The following is a 17,389-nucleotide window of genomic DNA, read 5'->3' on the forward strand; positions in this document are numbered from 1 at the left end:
GCGTGGCCGGGTGTCTTGAGTCCGGGCTCCACGGCGCTGTGCGATAATTGCTGCATCGCGGCAAGCCGCGAAGTCCATATCCATCCCGAGCCGGACCCGCGAGCGGAGCGCCGGCGGACGACGAGGAGTGCACCCGTGTCCGAACCATCCACGATCGATCAAGTCACGCTCAACGCCGGCGACAAGGCGGTCATGCTGCCGGTGGCGCGTGGCACGCTCGGCGCCCCCTGCATCGAGATCGCCAAGCTGCCGAAAGAAACCGGCTGCTTCACCTACGATCCCGGCTTCACCGCCACCGCCGCGTGCCGGTCGGCGATCACCTACATCGACGGCGACGCCGGCGTTCTGCTGTACCGCGGCTACCCGATCGAACAGCTGGCGAAGGACTCGAGCTTCCTCGAAGTTGCCTACCTGCTGATGCACGGCGAGCTGCCGGACAAGGCGGCGTTCTCGACGTTCGAGCACGACGTCACCCACCACACGATGCTGCACGAGGCCTTCAAGGGCTTCCTCGGCGGCTTCCGCCACGACGCGCACCCGATGTCGATGCTGGTGGGCATGCTCGGCTCGATGGCCAGCTTCTACCACAACGACCTGGACTACGACGATCCGGAGCAGCGCCAGCTGGCCGCGGTGCGCCTGATCGCCAAGCTGCCGACCATCGCCGCCGCCTGCCACCGCCACTCGGTGGGCTGGCCGCTGCGCTACCCGCGCAACAACCTCGAATACGTCGACCGCTTCCTGCACATGATGTTCGAAGTGCCGAGCGGCCCGCTGGAGATCAATCCGGTCGCGGCCAAGGCGCTGGACCTGCTGTTCATCCTGCACGCCGACCACGAGCAGAACGCGTCGACCTCGACGGTGCGCCTGGTCGGCTCCACCGGCGCCAATCCGTACGCCTGCATCGCCGCCGGCGTGGCCGCGCTGTGGGGGCCGGCGCACGGCGGCGCCAACGAGGCAGTGCTGAAGATGCTCGCCGAGATCGGCGACGCGAAGCACGTGCAGTCGGCCGTCGACAAGGCCAAGGACAAGGAGTCGGGTTTCCGCCTGATGGGCTTCGGCCACCGCGTGTACAAGAACTTCGACCCGCGCGCCAAGATCATCCGCGAGATGTGCCACCAGGTGCTCGAGGAACTCGGCGTCGACGACCCGCTGCTGGAAGTGGCGATGAAGCTCGAGGAAGCCGCGCTGAAGGACGACTACTTCGTGCAGCGCAAGCTGTACCCGAACGTCGACTTCTACTCCGGCATCATCTACAAGGCGCTGGGCATCCCGACCGAGATGTTCACGGTGATGTTCGCCATCGCCCGCACCGCCGGCTGGGTCGCGCACTGGCTCGAGCAGCAGACCGACCCGGAGTTCAAGATCGGCCGCCCGCGCCAGATCTACACCGGCCACGACGTGCGCGACTACGTGCCAGTCGACAAGCGCTGACCGCCGCTGCGCTTCGCGCGCACGGCCTGAGGAAAACGCCCCGCATCGCGGGGCGTTTTCGTTGCAGGCCCGGGTGTGTGGGAGCGGCCATGGCCGCGATGCCGTGCCGGTGGGCCAATCGCGGCCATGGCCGCTCCCACGGTTCCCACGGTCCCACCGCGCTCAGCCCGGCGCGGATTCGTACCCTTCGATCTCGTCCTGGGCCAGCAGCTCGCGCAGCTGTGCGGCCGAGGCGCGCCGCATCGGTTTCTCGTCGATCCCCGACAGCGGCGCCTGGCGCAGGGCGTCGGCGGGCAGCACGGTGAGGTCGAAGGCCAGGTCCTCGGCGCTGAAGATCCAGACCGGGAAGTCGCCTTCCCGCGCGCGGTCCAGGCGCAGGTGGCGGCTGCGGGCGTCGGCGGGGATGCGGTGCTCGTCGAGGAAACGCGGGACGGCATCGGCATCGTCCGCGTACAGCTGCAGCGCGACCGGCGTGTTGGCGTCGGCGGTGCCTTCCAGCACCGGCCCGACCAGGCGTGCGTCGAAGCCGGCGAAGAACTCCAGCGCACGCAGCGCGGCCTCGCGGCGCCGGTGCAGGCCGGCGCGATGGCTGTCGCCGAGGAACAGTCGCTGGTATTCGCGCAGCGCGTCCTCGATCTCGCGGTTGCGCGGCAGCGAGGCGTCGTCGTGGATGCCCAGGCGCGTGGCGGCCTTGAGCTTGGCCTGGCGGTAGTCGCGGATGCCGCCTTCGGCCATCAGGCGGGCGGCTTCGTGGGCGAGGCGGTGCCGGCGTTCGCGGGTGCGCGCTTCGGCGTGCTGGCGGGCGCGATGCATCGTGTTGCCTCCCGGCAGGAGTCCCGCGCCGACTCTACCGCAAGCGGCGTGGAAGTCGAGGCCGGGGCGCAGGCGCTCGCCCCGGCCGTGGCCGGCACCGTCAGAAGATGTCGAACGCTTCCTCGTCCAGCGTGTCCTCGTTGCCGTAGTCGCTGTAGTTTTGCATGCGCTCGAGGTCCTCGACCTTGACGTACTCGCTGATCCCGCCGCCACCGCCGTCGGGCAGCAGGGTGCCGTTGGCGGACACCGAGACCTTGATCATGCCGTCGGGCGGGTCGTTGGCCGCGACCGGGCGGCCTTCGAGCGCCACGCGCATGTAGTCGATCCAGATCGGCAGCGCAGCCTTGCCGCCGTACTCGCGGTAGCCGAGCGAGCGGAAGTCGTCGCGGCCCACCCACACGGTGGTGACGACGTCGCCGCCGAAGCCGGAGAACCAGGCATCCCGGTGGTCGTTGGTCGAACCGGTCTTGCCGGCCACGTCCTCGCGGCCGAGCACCTTGGCGGCCGTGCCGGTGCCGCGCTGGACCACATCGCGCATCATCGACACCATCTGGTAGGCCACGCGCGGGTCGATCGCGCGCGGCGCCACCACAATGTCGGCCGGCGCTTCGGCGGCGGGCGCCGGCTCGCTAGGGGCCTGGTCTTCGGGCGCGGGCTCCGGCTTGGGCGGCTGCGCCGCGGCGGGGCCGAGGTTGAAGCCGTCAACGACGTTGGAGGCCGCCACCGTCTGCGCGCCGCCGGTGACCGCGCAGGTGCGGCAGGCGGTCGCCGGCTTCTCCTTGAAGATGACCTTCTCGTCGCGGTCGCGGACCTCGTCGATGTACCACGGCGTGATCCGGAAGCCGCCGTTGGGGAATACCGCGTAGCCGCGCGCAACCATCAGCGGCGGCAGCGAGGCGGTGCCCAGCGACATCGACAGGTTCGGCGGCAGCAGCGATTCGTCGATGCCGAAATGGCTGATGTAGCGGCGCGCGTATTCCACGCCGATCGCGTCCAGCAGCCGCACCGAGACCAGGTTGCGCGACTGCACCAGCGCTTCGCGCAGGCGCATCGGGCCGCGGAACCGGCCGTCGTCGTTCTGTGGCCGCCAGACCTTGCCCTGGCGCATGCGGAACACCACCGGCGCGTCGAGCACGATCGAGGCCGGGTTGTAGCCGCGCTCGAACGCCGCCGCGTACAGGAACGGCTTGAAGCTCGACCCCGGCTGGCGCCGCGCCTGGGTGGCGCGGTTGAACTTGCTGCCGGCGAAGCTGAAGCCGCCGGTCAGCGCCAGCAGCGCGCCGTTCTCGGGGTTCAGCGACACCAGCGCCGCCTGTCCGCGCGGCAGCTGGTCGAGCTGCCAGGTGACCTTGACCTCGGGCTTTTCCGCCGCGGCTTCAGCGTCGCCGGCGGCATCCTTGTCCTTGGCGGCGGCCTTCACCGGCGTCTCGATCCGGCGCACCCGGACCATGTCGCCGCGCTTGGCCAGCGCCGAGGGCGCGCGACCGGTCCAGCGGCTCGTGCCGGCGTCCAGGGTGAGGGGCGTGCCGTCGGCCAGCACCACGTCGATGCTGCCGCCGCTGCTGCGCAGCACCACCGCCGGCAGCATGCCGCCCTGGGCGGGGATGTGGCGCAGGCGCGCGGCGGCCGTGGCGGCGTCCTCGTCGTCGGGCAGGTCGAAGTGCTGCTCGACCTTGTTCCAGCCGTGTCGGTGGTCGTACGTCTCCAGGCCCTTGCGCACGGCGCTGATAGCCGCGGACTGGAGCGTCGGGTCGATGGTGGTGGTGACGTGGTAGCCGCGGGTCAGCACGTCGCCGCCGTAGCGGGCGATCATTTCCTGGCGGACCATCTCGGCCACGTACGGCGCGTAGACCTCGATCTTGCGTTCGTGCGGGCTGGCGTGCATCGGCGTGGCGCGGGCTTGCGCCGCCTCCGCCGCGGAGATGAAGCCCAGTTCGGCCATCCGCGACAGGACATAGTCGTCGCGCCGTTCGCGCGCGCGCTCGGGGTTGCTGAGCGGGTTGCCGCTGGAGGGGAACTTCGGGATCGCGGCCAGCGAGGCCATCTCGTCCAGATCCAGTTCCGCCAGCGGCTTGCCGTAGTAGAACTCGGCCGCGGCAGCGACGCCGTAGGCGCGGTTACCGAAGAAGCTCTTGTTGAGGTAGATCTCGAAGATCTCGTCCTTGGTCAGCTCGCGCTCCATCTTCATCGCCAGCAGCATCTCGGCCAGCTTGCGCGAATAGCTGTACTCGGAGCTGAGGAAGATCTGGCGCGCGACCTGCTGGGTGATCGTCGAACCGCCGGGCACGCGCTTGTCGTCGGTGGTGGCCAGCAGCCAGACCGCGCGCGCGACGCCCTTGTAGTCGACGCCGTGGTGCTCGTAGAAGCGCGAGTCCTCGGTGGCCAGGAACGCCTGTTTCAGGCGCTCGGGCACGTCCTCGATGTGGATCGGGTAGCGCCGGGTCTCGCCGAACAGGGCCATGAGCTTGCCGTCGCGCGAATAGACGTACATCGGCTCCTGCATCTCCAGGTGCCGCAGGCCCTGGACGTCGGGCAGCTTGGCGGAGACAACGAAGTAGACGGTGGCCAGGGCGAGCGCGCCCAGCACGACCGCGGCAACGAACAACAGGAGCGCCCAGCGCAGCAAACGGCGAAAACGTGACATCGGCGGGCAAATCCTCTGGATTGCGTTGCGGGTATCGAAGGCGCGGAGTATAGAGGAGCGGCCATCCGGACCCCGCACCGGCGGCAGCGGCGGTCAGGGGGTCCGGGAATGCGGCAGGGGGCACGGTCCGGCACTCCGAGAGTTGCCAATGAGTGAAAAGTCCGTTATTTAATGCCGCGGGGCACGAAGCGCGCGTAAGCGCCCGTGACAAGGGGAGAAATCGTGGGGCTCATCACAAAAAGCCAGGCACCGCTCGTCGGCGTCGATATCAGTTCGACCGCCGTCAAGCTGCTCCAGCTGTCGCGGTCCGGCGACCGCTATCGCGTGGAGCACTATGCGGTCGAGCCGCTGCCGCCCAATGCGGTGGTCGAAAAGAGCATCGTCGAGGTCGAGGCGGTCGGCGAGGCCATCCGCCGGGCGGTCTCGCGGTCGGGCACGCGCGCCAAGCAGGCCGCCGCGGCCGTGGCCGGTTCGGCGGTGATCACCAAGGTCATTCCGATGCCGGCCGACCTGGACGACGAGGACATGGAGTCGCAGGTCGAGCTGGAGGCGGTCAATTACATCCCGTACCCGATCGAGGAAGTGAACCTCGACTTCGAGGTGCTGGGCATGATGCCGGGCAACGCCGAGATGGTGCAGGTGCTGCTCGCGGCCTCGCGCTCGGAGAACGTGGAGATGCGCGCCTCGGCGCTGGAACTCGGCGGCCTGACCGCGCGGGTGATGGACGTCGAGGCGTTCGCCATCGAGAACGCGTTCGCGCTGCTGGCCAGTTCGCTCAACATCCCCAACGACGGCATCGTCGCGATGGTCGATGTCGGCGCGACGATGACCACGCTCAACATCCTGCGCAACGGCCGCAGCCTGTACAGCCGCGAGCAGGTGTTCGGCGGCAAGCAGCTGACCGACGAGGTCATGCGCCGCTACGGCCTGAGCTACGAGGAGGCCGGCCTGGCCAAGCGCCAGGGCGGGCTGCCGGAGAGCTACGAGGTCGAAGTGCTCGAACCGTTCAAGGAGGCGCTGGTCCAGCAGATCAGCCGCCTGCTGCAGTTCTTCTACGCCGGCAGTGAATTCAACCGCGTCGACCAGGTCGTGCTGGCCGGCGGCTGCGCGTCGATCCCGGGCGTGGCCGAGATGGTCGAGGAGCAGCTCGGCGTGCAGACGGTGGTCGCCAATCCGCTTGCGCAGATGACGCTCGGGCCGCGCGTGCAGGCGCATGCGCTGGCCCAGGACGCCCCCGCGCTGATGATCGCCTGCGGGCTCGCCCTGAGGAGCTTCGACTGATGGCCCGGATCAACCTGCTGCCCTGGCGCGCCGAACGCCGCAAGCAGCGACAGAAGGAATTCGGCGTCATGCTGGCCTTCGCCGCCCTCGCCGGGCTGGCGCTGTGGTTCCTGGTCAACACCTACTACAGCAACCAGATCGACGGCCAGAACGAGCGCAACGCCTACCTGCAGGACCAGATCAAGCAGGTCGACACCCAGATCAAGGAGATCGACGAGCTCGACAAGCAGAAGGCACGGCTGCTGGCCCGCAAGGAAGTGATCGAGCAACTGCAGGCCAACCGTTCGCAAATGGTGCACCTGTTCGATTCGCTGGTGCGCACCATCCCCGACGGCGTGGTGCTGACCTCGATCAAGCAGGAGGGCGAGAAGCTCACCCTCGAGGGTATGTCGCAGTCCAACGCGCGCGTGAGTACCTACATGCGCAACCTGGAAGGGTCGGGCTGGATGACCCGTCCCGAGCTTTCGATCATCGAGGCCAAGGGCACGGTCAAGGGGCTTCCGTACGCGTTCTCGCTGACCGTCACCCTGGCCAATCCGAATGCGGCCACGGATGCGGACGGCGACGGCGTGCCCGATGCCGTCCCGCCTGTGGGCGAGACACCCGCCGAGGGCGCGGCGCCTGCCGAGGGCGCGGCGCCGGCCGCCCCCGCCGAAGAAGGAGCCGCCTCGTGAGCAAGAGAAAAGTGAAGCTCAGCGAGCTTGATCTCAACAGCCCCGGCAGCTGGCCGCGGCAGTACAAGATCGGTTTCTGCGTGCTGCTCGGCGTGCTGATCTTCGGCCTGCTGTGGTGGGTGGTGACCCGCGACAAGGGCGACCAGCTCAAGCAGCTCGAGCAGCGCGAAACCGAACTGCGCGGTGAATTCGAGCTCAAGCAAGGTCGCGCCTCCAACCTCGAGCCGCTCAAGCAGCAGCTCGCGCAGATGGAGCAGCAACTGCAGCAGATGCTGCGCCAGCTGCCGAGCAAGACCGAGATGCCCGACCTGATCGTCGACATCTCCCAGACCGCGCTGGCCACCGGCATCCAGAACGAGCTGTTCCAGCCCGGTCCGGAGACGCCCAAGGAGTTCTACGCCGAGAAGCCGATCGCGCTGAAGATGGTGGGCACCTACCACCAGTTCGGTGCCTTCGTCAGCGGCGTGGCCTCGCTGCCGCGCGTGGTCATCATGACCATGCACGACATCTCGCTGCGGCCGGTGAACGCCAGCAAGGATCCGGCGGCCGCGATCCGTCCCAACTCCAGCCTCGAACTGGCCGGCACGGTGAAGACCTACCGCTACCTGGACGAGGACGAGGCCGCCGAACAGGCGAATGCCGCAACTGTCGGGGGAGGGAACTGACATGGGTATGTCGAAGACCATCGCCCGCGGCGCGCTCGCGCTGGGCCTGGCACTCGCGCTCGGCGCCTGCGGTCGCGGGATCACCAGTACGCCGGGCGACGCGCCGAACCTCGAGGAGTGGGTGGCCAACATCAAGGCCAAGCCCGCGCCGCCGCTGGATCCGCTGCCGGTGATGCAGCAGTTCGAGACCTTCGAATACGCGGCGCTCGGCCTGCGTGATCCGTTCAGCGATGCGTTCACGTCGAAAGACAGCGGCAGTGGCCCGCGGCCGGATTCGCACCGGCGCAAGCAGACGCTCGAGCAATTTCCGCTCGACAGCCTGGACATGGTCGGTACGATTGGCCGTGGCAATGGAATGGTCGGGCTGGTGGTGGCGCCCGACAAGGTCGTGTATCGGATCCACCCGGGCGTGTACATGGGGCAGAACGACGGTCGCGTGACCGCCGTCCATGAAGACCGCATCGAACTCGTCGAACTTGTGCCGGATGGCGCGGGCGGCTGGCTGGAAAGGCCGGCGTCGGTTGCGCTCGAAGACAATTGATAGGGGAAGCAAGATGACCGTTACCCAAGCGCAACACCTGCCCAAGCGCCGACGCGCCACGCCCCTGCGGGCCAGCGTGCTCGGCCTCGCCGCAGGGCTGGTCTCGGCCTTCGGTGCCGTGCACGCCCAGCAGCCGGCCACGGCCGCGCCGTATTTCGCGATCGCCCAGTCGGCCGCCCCGGTGGCGGTGGACCCGGCCAAGCACGTGGCCGGCGACCTGGCCGTGTCCAGTATCGACTTCAAGCGCGGCGACGGCGGCTCCGGCAAGCTGATCATGCGCTTCAGCGGCGACGGCGCCGTGCCTGACATGCGCAAGCAGGGCTCGGACGTGGTCATCGACGTCGGCAACGCCAGCCTGTCGCCGGCGCTGCAGCGGCCGCTCAACGTCACAGACTTCGCCACGCCGGTGCAGCGCATTGACGCCAGCCAGGCCGGGGTCGGCTCGCGGATCGTGCTCAGCACCAATGGCCCGTTCGAGACCATGGCCTACCAGACCGGGCGCGACTACATCGTCGAGGTCGTGCCGCGTGCCGCCACCCCGGCGCGTGCGGTCGGCGCGCCGCAGTCCGCGGCCGCCAGCGCCGCCTCGGCCGATCCGCTGGAGCGCAAATACAGCGGCAAGCCGGTGACCTTCGACTTCCAGAACATCGCCGTGCGCACGGTGCTCAAGCTGATCGCCGACGAGTCGAACCTCAACATCGTTGCTTCGGATTCGGTGGGCGGCGACGTGACCCTGCGCCTGGACAACGTGCCGTGGGACCAGGCGCTGGACATCGTCCTGCAGGCCAAGGGCCTGGACAAGCGCCGCAGCGGCAACGTGGTCTGGGTGGCGCCGCAGTCGGAGATCGCCAGCTACGAGAACGCCAAGGCCCAGGCACGCCTGGACCTCGAGTCGAAGGCCGAGATGGTGACCGAGTACATTCCGGTCAACTACGGCAATGCCGAGGACATTGCCAAGCTGCTGACCGAGGAGAGCAAGAGCAGCATGGGGGCTGGCGGGCAGGGCGGCGGAAGTAACGCGGCGGAGAGCCGCGGCTTCCTGTCCCGGCGCGGCAGCATCAGCTTCGACCGGCGCACCAACACGCTGCTGGTGATCGATATTCCCGAGCGCGTGGCCAATATCAAGGATCTGGTCAGTCAGCTCGATCGTCCGGTCGACCAGGTCGTGATCGAGGCGCGCATCGTGATTGCGACCGAATCGTTCGCACGCGAGCTGGGTGCGAAGTTCGGGATCAGTGGTGCAACCGGCAAGAAGGGCGATCGAAGCTCGCTGGGCTTCGGTTCCACCATCGGTGATTCGGGTACCAATGCACAAGAGCGCGGGGCGAATGTTGGACCGAACAATCCGCGCGGCTTCTCGGAGGGATATAGCCGCGAGGGAGGTCCGAGCATCAACCTGCCATCGACGCTTGCGGGCGCCGGTTCGTTCGCGTTGTCGATCCTCAATGCGGGTTACCTGCTCGACATCGAGCTCTCCGCGCTGCAGACGGAAGGCCGCGGCGAGGTCATCTCCAACCCGCGCGTGGTGACCAGCAACCAGAAAGAAGCGGTGATCACCCAGGGCCGCGAGATCGGCTATGTCACCGTGACCGGCGGCCAGAGCAACAACGTGCCGACCGTGCAGTTCAAGGAAGCGCTGCTGCAGCTCAAGGTAACCCCGACGATCACCAACGATGGCCGCGTGTTCCTCAACATGTTCGTGACCAAGAACGAGCAGGACGGCCGTGTGGACCTGGGCGACTTCGGCTACGTGCCTACGATCGCCCGTCGCGAGGTCAACACCGCGGTGCTGGTCGACGACGGCCAGACGGTGGTGATCGGCGGCGTCTACGAGTTTACCGACAAGAACGACGTGTCCAAGATTCCGTTCCTCGGCGACATCCCGTTCCTCGGCAACCTGTTCAAGCGCAAGACGCGCAGCAAGGAAAAGGCCGAGCTGCTCGTCTTCGTCACGCCGAAGATCCTGCGGGTGGCGCAGCGCAACTGAGCCTTGCGCAAAGACGGATCGCATCGACGGGGCCTTCGGGCCCCGTTTCCGTTGCGGGCACTTGCGCCGTTTCACCGTAACAATGACGGTGGTGAGGACGGGATGGTCCGGCAACGAAGCCCTACACTGCGATACGACGGCATGGCCATAGCCTGAACCGCGTCAGGAACCCGATGGCCCCACTTGGGTCAAACTGGACCCGACGCCACCCGGGCGCCGCCGAACGGGCCATCGATGGATACCCCCAGCCACGACACTTCCCGCCTGCATGGCCTGTTCACCGGCCTGCGCGACGACCTTTCGGCCCGCATTGTCGGCCAGGCCGAACTCGTCGAGCGCCTGCTGGTCGCGCTGCTCGCCGACGGGCACCTGCTGGTGGAAGGCGCGCCGGGCCTGGCCAAGACCACCGCGATCCGCGCGCTGGCCTCGCGCATCGAGGCCGATTTCGCCCGCGTGCAGTTCACCCCGGACCTGCTGCCGGCCGACCTGACCGGCACCGAAGTCTGGCGCGCGCAGGAAGGGCGGTTCGAGTTCCAGGCCGGCCCAATCTTCCACTCGGTGCTGCTCGCCGACGAAATCAACCGCGCCCCCGCCAAGGTGCAGTCGGCGCTGCTCGAGGCGATGGGCGAGCGCCAGGTGACGGTTGGCCGCGAGACCTACGCGTTGCCGCCGCTGTTCCTGGTGATGGCCACGCAGAACCCGATCGAGCAGGAGGGTACCTTCCCGCTGCCCGAGGCGCAGCTCGACCGTTTCCTGATGTACGTGCGCATCGGCTATCCCGAGGCCGAGGCCGAAGGCGAGATCTTGCGGCTGGCGCGCGAGCGCGCCCGGCAGGGCCTGCAGGCCGGTGAGCCGACCGCGGCGAAGATCACGCAAGACGACGTGTTTGCGGCGCGGGCGGCGGTGCTAGACCTGCATCTGGCGCCGCAGCTGGAGCGCTACCTGATCGAACTCGTGCTGGCCTCGCGCGATGCCGCCCGCTACGACGCGGCGCTGGCGCGACGCATCGCCTGGGGCGCCAGCCCGCGTGGCTCGATCGCGCTTGAACGCTGCGCGCGCGCGCGCGCCTGGCTCGCCGGCCGTGATTTCGTGACGCCCGACGACATCCGCGCGATCGCGCCGGACGTGCTGCGCCACCGCGTGCTGCCCAGCTACGAAGCCACGGCCGAAGGCTGGGACGGCGAACGGCTGGTCACGGAGCTGCTCGACAAGGTGCCGATGCCTTGATGGCCGGGATTGGTGATTGGTGATGGGTGATTCGCCAACGGCAGCGATGCAGCAATGGAGGCCCGGTAAGGCGCCGGCGCTCGCGTGTCGCCGTGGCGCGGCCATTGCATTGCCGTCGGCAATGCCGGCAGTGCAGGTCTGAAGCAGGCCCGTGTTCCGTAAACATGCCACCGCCGACAGCTCCCGGACCGCTGCCAAAGCCGCGCCGGTGGAGGATGTTGCCAATCCCCCACCCCCCATCCCCACGCCCGGCATCACCCCGACGCTGCCCGAACTCATCGCCCTGCGCGCCGCGGCGCAGGGGCGGCGGCCGCCGCGGCGCGGGCGGCATGGGGTCAGCGGACAGGCGCCGTCGCCGCTGCGCGGGCGCGGCATGGAGTACGCCGAATCGCGCGAGTACGCCCACGGCGACGATGCGCGCCACATCGACTGGCGGCTCACCGCGCGCAGCGGCAAGCCGCACACCAAGCTGTTCCAGGCCGAGCGCGAGCGGCTGACGCTCATCGTCGCAGACACCGCGCCGTCGCTGTATTTCGGAACCCGCGTGCGCTTCAAGTCGGTGCAGGCCGCGCGCGCCGGCGCGGTCGCGGCATGGGCGGCGGTGCGCGACGGCGACCGCGTCGCCGCATTGCGCGGCAGCACGGCCGAGCCGCCGGTGCCACCCGTCGCCGGGCAGCGCGGCGCTTTGCGGGTGCTCGATGCGCTGGTGCGCTGGTACGCGCGGCCACCCGCGGATGACGGCGGCCTGGCGGTGGCGCTCGACCACGCCCGCCGCCTGCTGCGCCCCGGTTCGCGGATGCTGGTGCTGGCCGATCCGGCCAGCATCGCCGCGGTGCCGGCTTCGCGCTGGCCGTCGCTGTCGATGCACGGCGAGGTGGTCGTGCTGCTGCTCAGCGATCCGCTCGAACGCGACCCGCCGCGCGCGCCGCTGCCGTTCGCAACGCCGTCGCACCGGGTGGAGCTCGACCTCGGCGTGGCTGCGCAGCGGCAGCGCTGGCGTGGCGAGTTCGTCGCGCCGATCGAAGCGGCGCTGGCCCAGCTGCCAGCGCGCGGCGTGCGCGTGCACCTGCTGTCCAGCGACGCGGCCAGCGAGTCCTGGCTGCCGCTGTTCGCCGGGCCGGGGTCGGCATGATCGCGCCCCAGCCGCTGCCGCTGCGCGACATCCACCAACCGCCGGCACCGCCGTGGTGGCCGCCCGCGCCGGGCTGGTGGTGGCTGGCGGCGGCAGTGCTGGTGCTGCTTGGGTTCGCCATCTGGTGGTGGCTGCGTGCGCGCCGCCGTCGCGCGGCCTTCGTGCGGCTGTTCGATGCGGGCGTGGCTGCCGCGGCGACGCCGCCCGGGCGCGTTGCCGCGATGTCGGAACTGCTGCGCCGCGCCGCGCGCCGGCACCAGCCCGGCGCCGAGCGCCTGCACGGCGAGGCCTGGCTGGCCTTCCTCGACGGCAACGCGGACGCGCCCGAAGGCCGGCGGCCATTCTCCGACGGTCCCGGACGCGCACTGCTCGACGCCGGCTTCCGCCGGGAAGTCGACGACGATGTCGCCGCCGCGCTGCTGCCGCTCGCCCGTCGCCGCTACCTTGAATTGATGGGGGCGCGCGGATGAGCGCATGGTGGCCCGCCGCCGACGTGTTCGCCGGCTTCGCCTGGCCATGGCTGCTGCTGGCCCTGCCGCTGCCGTGGCTGGCGCGCCGCCTGCTGCCGCCGGCGCGGCGCGCGTCCGCGGCGCTGCGGGTGCCCTACGGCGAGCGCCTCGACGCCATCGCGGGCGTCGGTGGATTCGCGCGCGGCGGGCATGCCGCGTGGTGGCTGTGGCTGGCCTGGGCGCTGCTGTGCGTAGCGGCCGCGCGCCCGCAGCAGCTGGGCGAAGCGGTGCAACCGCCGCAGACCGGGCGCGACCTGATGCTCGCCGTCGACCTGTCCGGCAGCATGGGCGAGGAGGACATGGCGCTTGGCGGCGCCGTCGTCGACCGCCTCACCGCGGCCAAGGCGGTGATCGCCGACTTCCTCGACCGCCGCGCCGGCGATCGCGTCGGTCTGATCGTGTTCGGGCAGAAGGCCTACGCGCTGGCGCCGCTCACCCTCGACCGCGAGAGCGTGCGCCAGCAGCTGCGTGACAGCGTCGTCGGCCTGGCCGGGCGCGAGACCGCGATCGGCGACGCCATCGGCCTGGCGGTCAAGCGCCTGCGCGCGCAGCCGGACGGGCAGCGCGTATTGATCCTGCTGACCGATGGCGTCAGCAATGCCGGCCAGCTCGACCCGTCCAAGGCCGCCGAGCTCGCGCGCGACAGCGGCGTGCGCGTGCACACCATTGCCTTCGGCGGGGAAGGTGGCGGACTGTCGGTGTTCGGCTTCCGCATGCCGATGCCGGGCGGCGACGACACGATGGACGAAGCCACGCTCAAGCGCATCGCCGACACTACCGGCGGCCGCGCCTTCCGCGCGCGCAACACCGACGAACTGGCCGGCATCTACGCCGAGATCAACCGCCTCGAACCGGTGCAGCGTCCCGGCGAACGCGTGCAGCCGCGACTGGAGCGCTACCCGTGGCCGCTGGCCGCCGCATTGCTGTGCGGCCTGCTGGGCTTCGTGCTGCCGCGCGGGCTGCGTCGCCGCCTGCGGGAGCGCATGGCATGAACACGGGCGCTCTCGTGCAGGCATTCGAGGCGCTGCATTTCCTGCGCCCGCAGTGGCTGTGGGCGCTGCTCGCGCTGCCGCTGCTGGCCTGGGCGTGGCGGCGGCACCGCGCGCGCGCCGACGCCTGGCGCGGCGCGGTGGATGCACACCTGCTGCCGCACCTGCTCGAACGCGGCGAAGGCCGGCGTGGCCTTGCCGCGCTGGGCGCCGTACTGCTCGGCTTCGCGCTCGCCGTGCTCGCGCTGGCCGGACCGAGCTGGCGCCAGGGCGACCAGCCGCTGTTGCAGGGCGAGGCGCCGCTGGTAGTGGTGCTGGACCTGTCCAGCGCGATGCTCGCCAACGACCTCCCGCCCTCGCGCCTGCTGCAGGCACGGGCCAAGCTTGCGACGCTGCTGGACCGGCGCAGCGGTGGCCAGGTCGGGCTGGTGGTGTTCGCCGACGACGCCTACACCGTTGCCCCGCTGACGCGCGACGCGGCCAACGTCGCGCTGTTCCTCGACTCGCTGTCGCCGGACGTGATGCCGGTGGACGGCAGCCGGCCGGCGCGCGGCATCGAGCGCGCGATGACCCTGCTGCAGCAGTCCGGCTTCGCGAGCGGCGACATCCTGGTCATCGGCAGCCACGGAGGAAGCGATGCGGACGCGGCGGCGACCGCCGCGCGCCGCGCCGGCTACCGCGTGTCCGCGCTCGGGCTGGGGACGTCGAAGGGCGCCGCCTATCGGACCGCGCAGGGTGCGATCAAGCACACCGGGCTGAATGCGGCGACGCTGCGGGCGATGGCATCCGCGGGCGGTGGACGCTACGCGGTGCTGTCCGCCGGCACGGACGATCTGGCGGCGCTCGATGTGCTCGACGCCGCCGCCGCCGCGCACGCGGCGGCGGCGGGCGGCGACACGGCAATGGCCTGGCGCGACGACGGCTACTGGCTGCTGCTGCCGCTGATGCTGCTGGGCTTGTTCGCGTTCCGGCGCGGCGGCAGCGTCGTGGCGATGCTGTTGCTGTGCACGTGCCTGCCGTGGCATGCGGCGCTGGCCGCCGACGAAGGCACGCCCTGGCGGCGCGCCGACCAGGTCCGGCACGAACGCATGCAGGACGGCGCCGACGCCTATCGGCGCGAGGACTACGCCACCGCCGCGCAGGCCTGGGAGAAACTGCCCGGCGCCGACGCCGCCTACAACCGCGGCAACGCGCTGGCTCGTGCCGGGCGCTACGAGGACGCCATCGCTGCCTACGACGAGGCCCTGCGCCTGCAGCCGGACATGGGCGACGCGGTCGCCAACCGGAAAATCGTCGAGGCGGCGATGAAACGGAAGCCGCCGCCGTCGCCGTCGGGCGGTCGCGGCGACCAGCAGCCGTCGCCTGACAGCGGCAAGCCGGACGACGACAAGTCCAATCCTGATGATGACTCGGGCCAGCAGCGCCCGCAGCCGGACGAATCCGGATCGAGCGATTCGCAGGACGGCAAGGAAGACGGCGAGTCGCACCAACAATCCGGCGAGCGCGACGGACAACAGTCGCCGCCCGAGCCGGACGACGCCGAAGCCCAGCGCAGGGCCGACGACCAGCAGCGCCAGCGCATGCAGCAGGCGCTGGAACAGCAGGAGTCCGGTGAACACGCGGACGGCGATGACAAGGTTGCCGGAGCGCCGACGCAGCAACGCAGCGCCACCGAGCAGGAAAAGCAGCGCGCCAACGAGGCCTGGCTGCGGCGCGTGCCGGACGATCCGGGCGGCCTGCTGCGCGCCAAGTTCCGGCTCGAATACGAGCGACGCAGGGAAACGGGAGAACGCTGATGCCACGCTGGCTGACATGGTGGCTGTGCGCGCTGCTGGCGACGACCAGTCTCGCCGCGCACGCACAGACGCGCGCCTGGATCGACCGCGACAGCGTCGCGCTCGGCGAAACGCTGACCCTCAACGTCGAGACCGATGATCCGGGCGCCGGCGCGCCGGACTGGTCGCCGCTGGACGGTGATTTCATCGTCAGCGGCAACAGCAGCAGCCGCCAGGTCGAGATCGTCAACGGCAAGCGCAGCGCGCGGCTGCTGTTCGGCGTTGCGCTGCAGCCGCGCCGCGAAGGGCTGCTGACGATCCCCGCGTTGCAGGTCGGCAAGCAGCGCACGCAGCCGATCCTGCTGACGGTCACCGAAGCCGCGCCGCCCGCGCGCGCCGGCGCCGACGCCTTCATCGAGGCGCAGCTCGACGACGAGGATCCCTACGTGCAGCAGGCCGTGGGCTACACGCTGCGGCTGTACTACGCGATGCCGCTGGTGTCCGGCCAGCTCGACCAGGACGCGCCCGACGGCGCCTCGCTGCAGCGCGTGGGCAGCGACCTGCAGTACACGCGCCTGGTCGGCGGCAAGCGTTACACCGTGGTCGAGCGCCGCTTCCTGCTGGTGCCCGAGCGCAGCGGGCCGATGACGATCCCCGGCGCGCGCTTCAGCGGACGCAGCGCCGGCGGCTTCTTCGACGACATGTTCGGCAGCGGCACGCGCGAATTGAGCGCCAACGGCGCGCCGCGTTTCGTCACCGTGCGGCCGGTGCCGGCGAAGGCGCCGCAACCGTGGCTGCCGCTGCGCGGACTGGGCCTGCGCTACCTGGCCACGCCGCAGCAGGCGCGCGCAGGCGAGGCGGCGACGGTCACCATCGAGGCGCGCGCAGATGGCGCCACGGCTTCGCAGCTGCCGGAGATCGAGCTGCCCGCGGTCGACGGCGCGCAGGTGTTCGCCGAGCCGGCGCAGACCGACGAGACCTTCGACAACGGCCGGCCGCAGGTCACGGTGACGCGCAAGTTCTCGATCGTGCCCTCGCGCGAGGGCGCGCTGCGCATCCCCGGCCCGCGCATCGCATGGTGGGACGTGCGTGCCGGCGTCGCGCGCACCGCCACGCTGCCGGACGTGCAGCTGCAGGTGGCGCCTGGCGCAACGGGCGGCGCGACGGACGCGGTGCCCGGCAACACAGATGTCGCCGCGGCCGGCGATGACGACAGCGCGCTGCCGACAACGCGCCTGCGCGGCGATGCGCGGATCTGGGCCTGGGCCACCGCGGGATTTGCGCTGCTGTGGCTGGCCACGCTGGTGTGGGCGCTGCAGCGCAGGGCGCCGGCCGCGGCCGGCGATGCGGCGGCGTCGCGCGATGCCGGGCCTGCGCGCGCCGGTTTGCGCGAGCTGCGCCGCGCGCTCGACAGCGGCGACTTCGCCGACGTGGCTGAGGTGCTGTGCGCGATGGCCGATCCGCCCGCCGCCGACCTCGATGCAGTCCGTGCGCGCCTGGACGATCCCGCGCAGCGCGATGCGGTGGCGCAGCTGCAGCGTGCGCGCTGGGGCGACGGCGACGGCCCGGCCGCACGCGCCGGCTTGCGTGCCGCCTTCGCGAAGGGCCCACGCTGGCGCGGCGGCGATGATGGCGCCGAAGAGCCCCTGCCGCCGCTGTATCCGCAGCGCTGACGGTCCGGCTTCAGCCGTGGCGGGCAACACCGGCGAGCAGACCCC

The 17,389-nt window shown here is 70.5% G+C and carries 14 protein-coding genes; 12 read left to right on the forward strand and 2 right to left on the reverse strand.

The genetic code is table 11. The features are described from left to right. The first annotated feature begins 135 nt into the window (after window positions 1-135). Window positions 136-1,434 carry a citrate synthase gene (locus ABD679_RS02855; protein WP_344758431.1) on the forward strand — a complete coding sequence of 433 codons (1,299 nt, stop codon included), beginning with the start codon at window positions 136-138 and terminating at the stop codon, window positions 1,432-1,434. A gap of 162 nt (window positions 1,435-1,596) precedes the next feature. Here ABD679_RS02855 and ABD679_RS02860 read toward each other — a convergent pair whose 3' ends face one another. Then, complete coding sequence (locus tag ABD679_RS02860) at window positions 1,597-2,247, reverse strand: hypothetical protein (RefSeq protein ID WP_344758432.1); 651 nt, start codon at window positions 2,245-2,247, stop codon at window positions 1,597-1,599. A 100-nt stretch (window positions 2,248-2,347) separates the two neighbouring features. Then, window positions 2,348-4,891, reverse strand: coding sequence for a penicillin-binding protein 1A (locus ABD679_RS02865; RefSeq protein WP_344758433.1), 2,544 nt, complete (start codon window positions 4,889-4,891; stop codon window positions 2,348-2,350). Between the two features lie 222 nt (window positions 4,892-5,113). Here ABD679_RS02865 and ABD679_RS02870 point away from each other — a divergent pair, with 222 nt between their 5' ends. The 11 genes from ABD679_RS02870 (at window position 5,114) to ABD679_RS02920 (ending at window position 17,344) form a co-directional block, all read left to right on the forward strand. Then, window positions 5,114-6,172 (forward strand): pilus assembly protein PilM, encoded by a 1,059-nt coding sequence (locus tag ABD679_RS02870; protein WP_344758434.1) that lies wholly within the window; start codon window positions 5,114-5,116, stop codon window positions 6,170-6,172. After that, a complete protein-coding gene (locus ABD679_RS02875; protein WP_344758435.1) occupies window positions 6,172-6,846 on the forward strand; it encodes a PilN domain-containing protein in 675 nt (224 codons plus the stop codon). The genes ABD679_RS02870 and ABD679_RS02875 overlap by 1 nt, the downstream gene beginning before the upstream one ends. Then, a complete protein-coding gene (locus tag ABD679_RS02880) occupies window positions 6,843-7,511 on the forward strand; it encodes a type IV pilus inner membrane component PilO (RefSeq protein ID WP_344758436.1) in 669 nt (222 codons plus the stop codon). Before ABD679_RS02875 ends, ABD679_RS02880 begins: the two co-directional genes overlap by 4 nt. 7 nt (window positions 7,512-7,518) lie before the next feature. Continuing rightward, window positions 7,519-8,052, forward strand: a complete 534-nt coding sequence (locus ABD679_RS02885) for a pilus assembly protein PilP (protein ID WP_344758681.1) — start codon at window positions 7,519-7,521, stop codon at window positions 8,050-8,052. Window positions 8,053-8,065: 13 nt separating this feature from the next. After that, window positions 8,066-10,039: a type IV pilus secretin PilQ gene (locus ABD679_RS02890; protein ID WP_344758437.1), complete on the forward strand. Its 1,974-nt coding sequence runs from the start codon at window positions 8,066-8,068 to the stop codon at window positions 10,037-10,039. A 234-nt stretch (window positions 10,040-10,273) separates the two neighbouring features. After that, a complete protein-coding gene (locus ABD679_RS02895) occupies window positions 10,274-11,266 on the forward strand; it encodes an AAA family ATPase (RefSeq protein ID WP_344758438.1) in 993 nt (330 codons plus the stop codon). Between the two features lie 151 nt (window positions 11,267-11,417). Continuing rightward, entirely contained in the window at window positions 11,418-12,398 is a 981-nt protein-coding gene (locus ABD679_RS02900) for a DUF58 domain-containing protein (protein WP_425561833.1), read from the forward strand. Next, complete coding sequence (locus ABD679_RS02905) at window positions 12,398-12,868, forward strand: DUF4381 domain-containing protein (protein WP_344758684.1); 471 nt, start codon at window positions 12,398-12,400, stop codon at window positions 12,866-12,868. The genes ABD679_RS02900 and ABD679_RS02905 overlap by 1 nt, the downstream gene beginning before the upstream one ends. After that, window positions 12,865-13,899, forward strand: coding sequence for a vWA domain-containing protein (locus ABD679_RS02910; RefSeq protein ID WP_344758439.1), 1,035 nt, complete (start codon window positions 12,865-12,867; stop codon window positions 13,897-13,899). The genes ABD679_RS02905 and ABD679_RS02910 overlap by 4 nt, the downstream gene beginning before the upstream one ends. Continuing rightward, window positions 13,896-15,692 carry a VWA domain-containing protein gene (locus ABD679_RS02915; protein ID WP_344758440.1) on the forward strand — a complete coding sequence of 599 codons (1,797 nt, stop codon included), beginning with the start codon at window positions 13,896-13,898 and terminating at the stop codon, window positions 15,690-15,692. Before ABD679_RS02910 ends, ABD679_RS02915 begins: the two co-directional genes overlap by 4 nt. Continuing rightward, a complete protein-coding gene (locus ABD679_RS02920; protein ID WP_344758441.1) occupies window positions 15,692-17,344 on the forward strand; it encodes a BatD family protein in 1,653 nt (550 codons plus the stop codon). The genes ABD679_RS02915 and ABD679_RS02920 overlap by 1 nt, the downstream gene beginning before the upstream one ends. Window positions 17,345-17,389: the final 45 nt, after the last annotated feature.

Source organism: Luteimonas lutimaris, assembly GCF_039537065.1.
GTDB classification, from domain to species: Bacteria; Pseudomonadota; Gammaproteobacteria; order Xanthomonadales; family Xanthomonadaceae; genus Luteimonas; species Luteimonas lutimaris.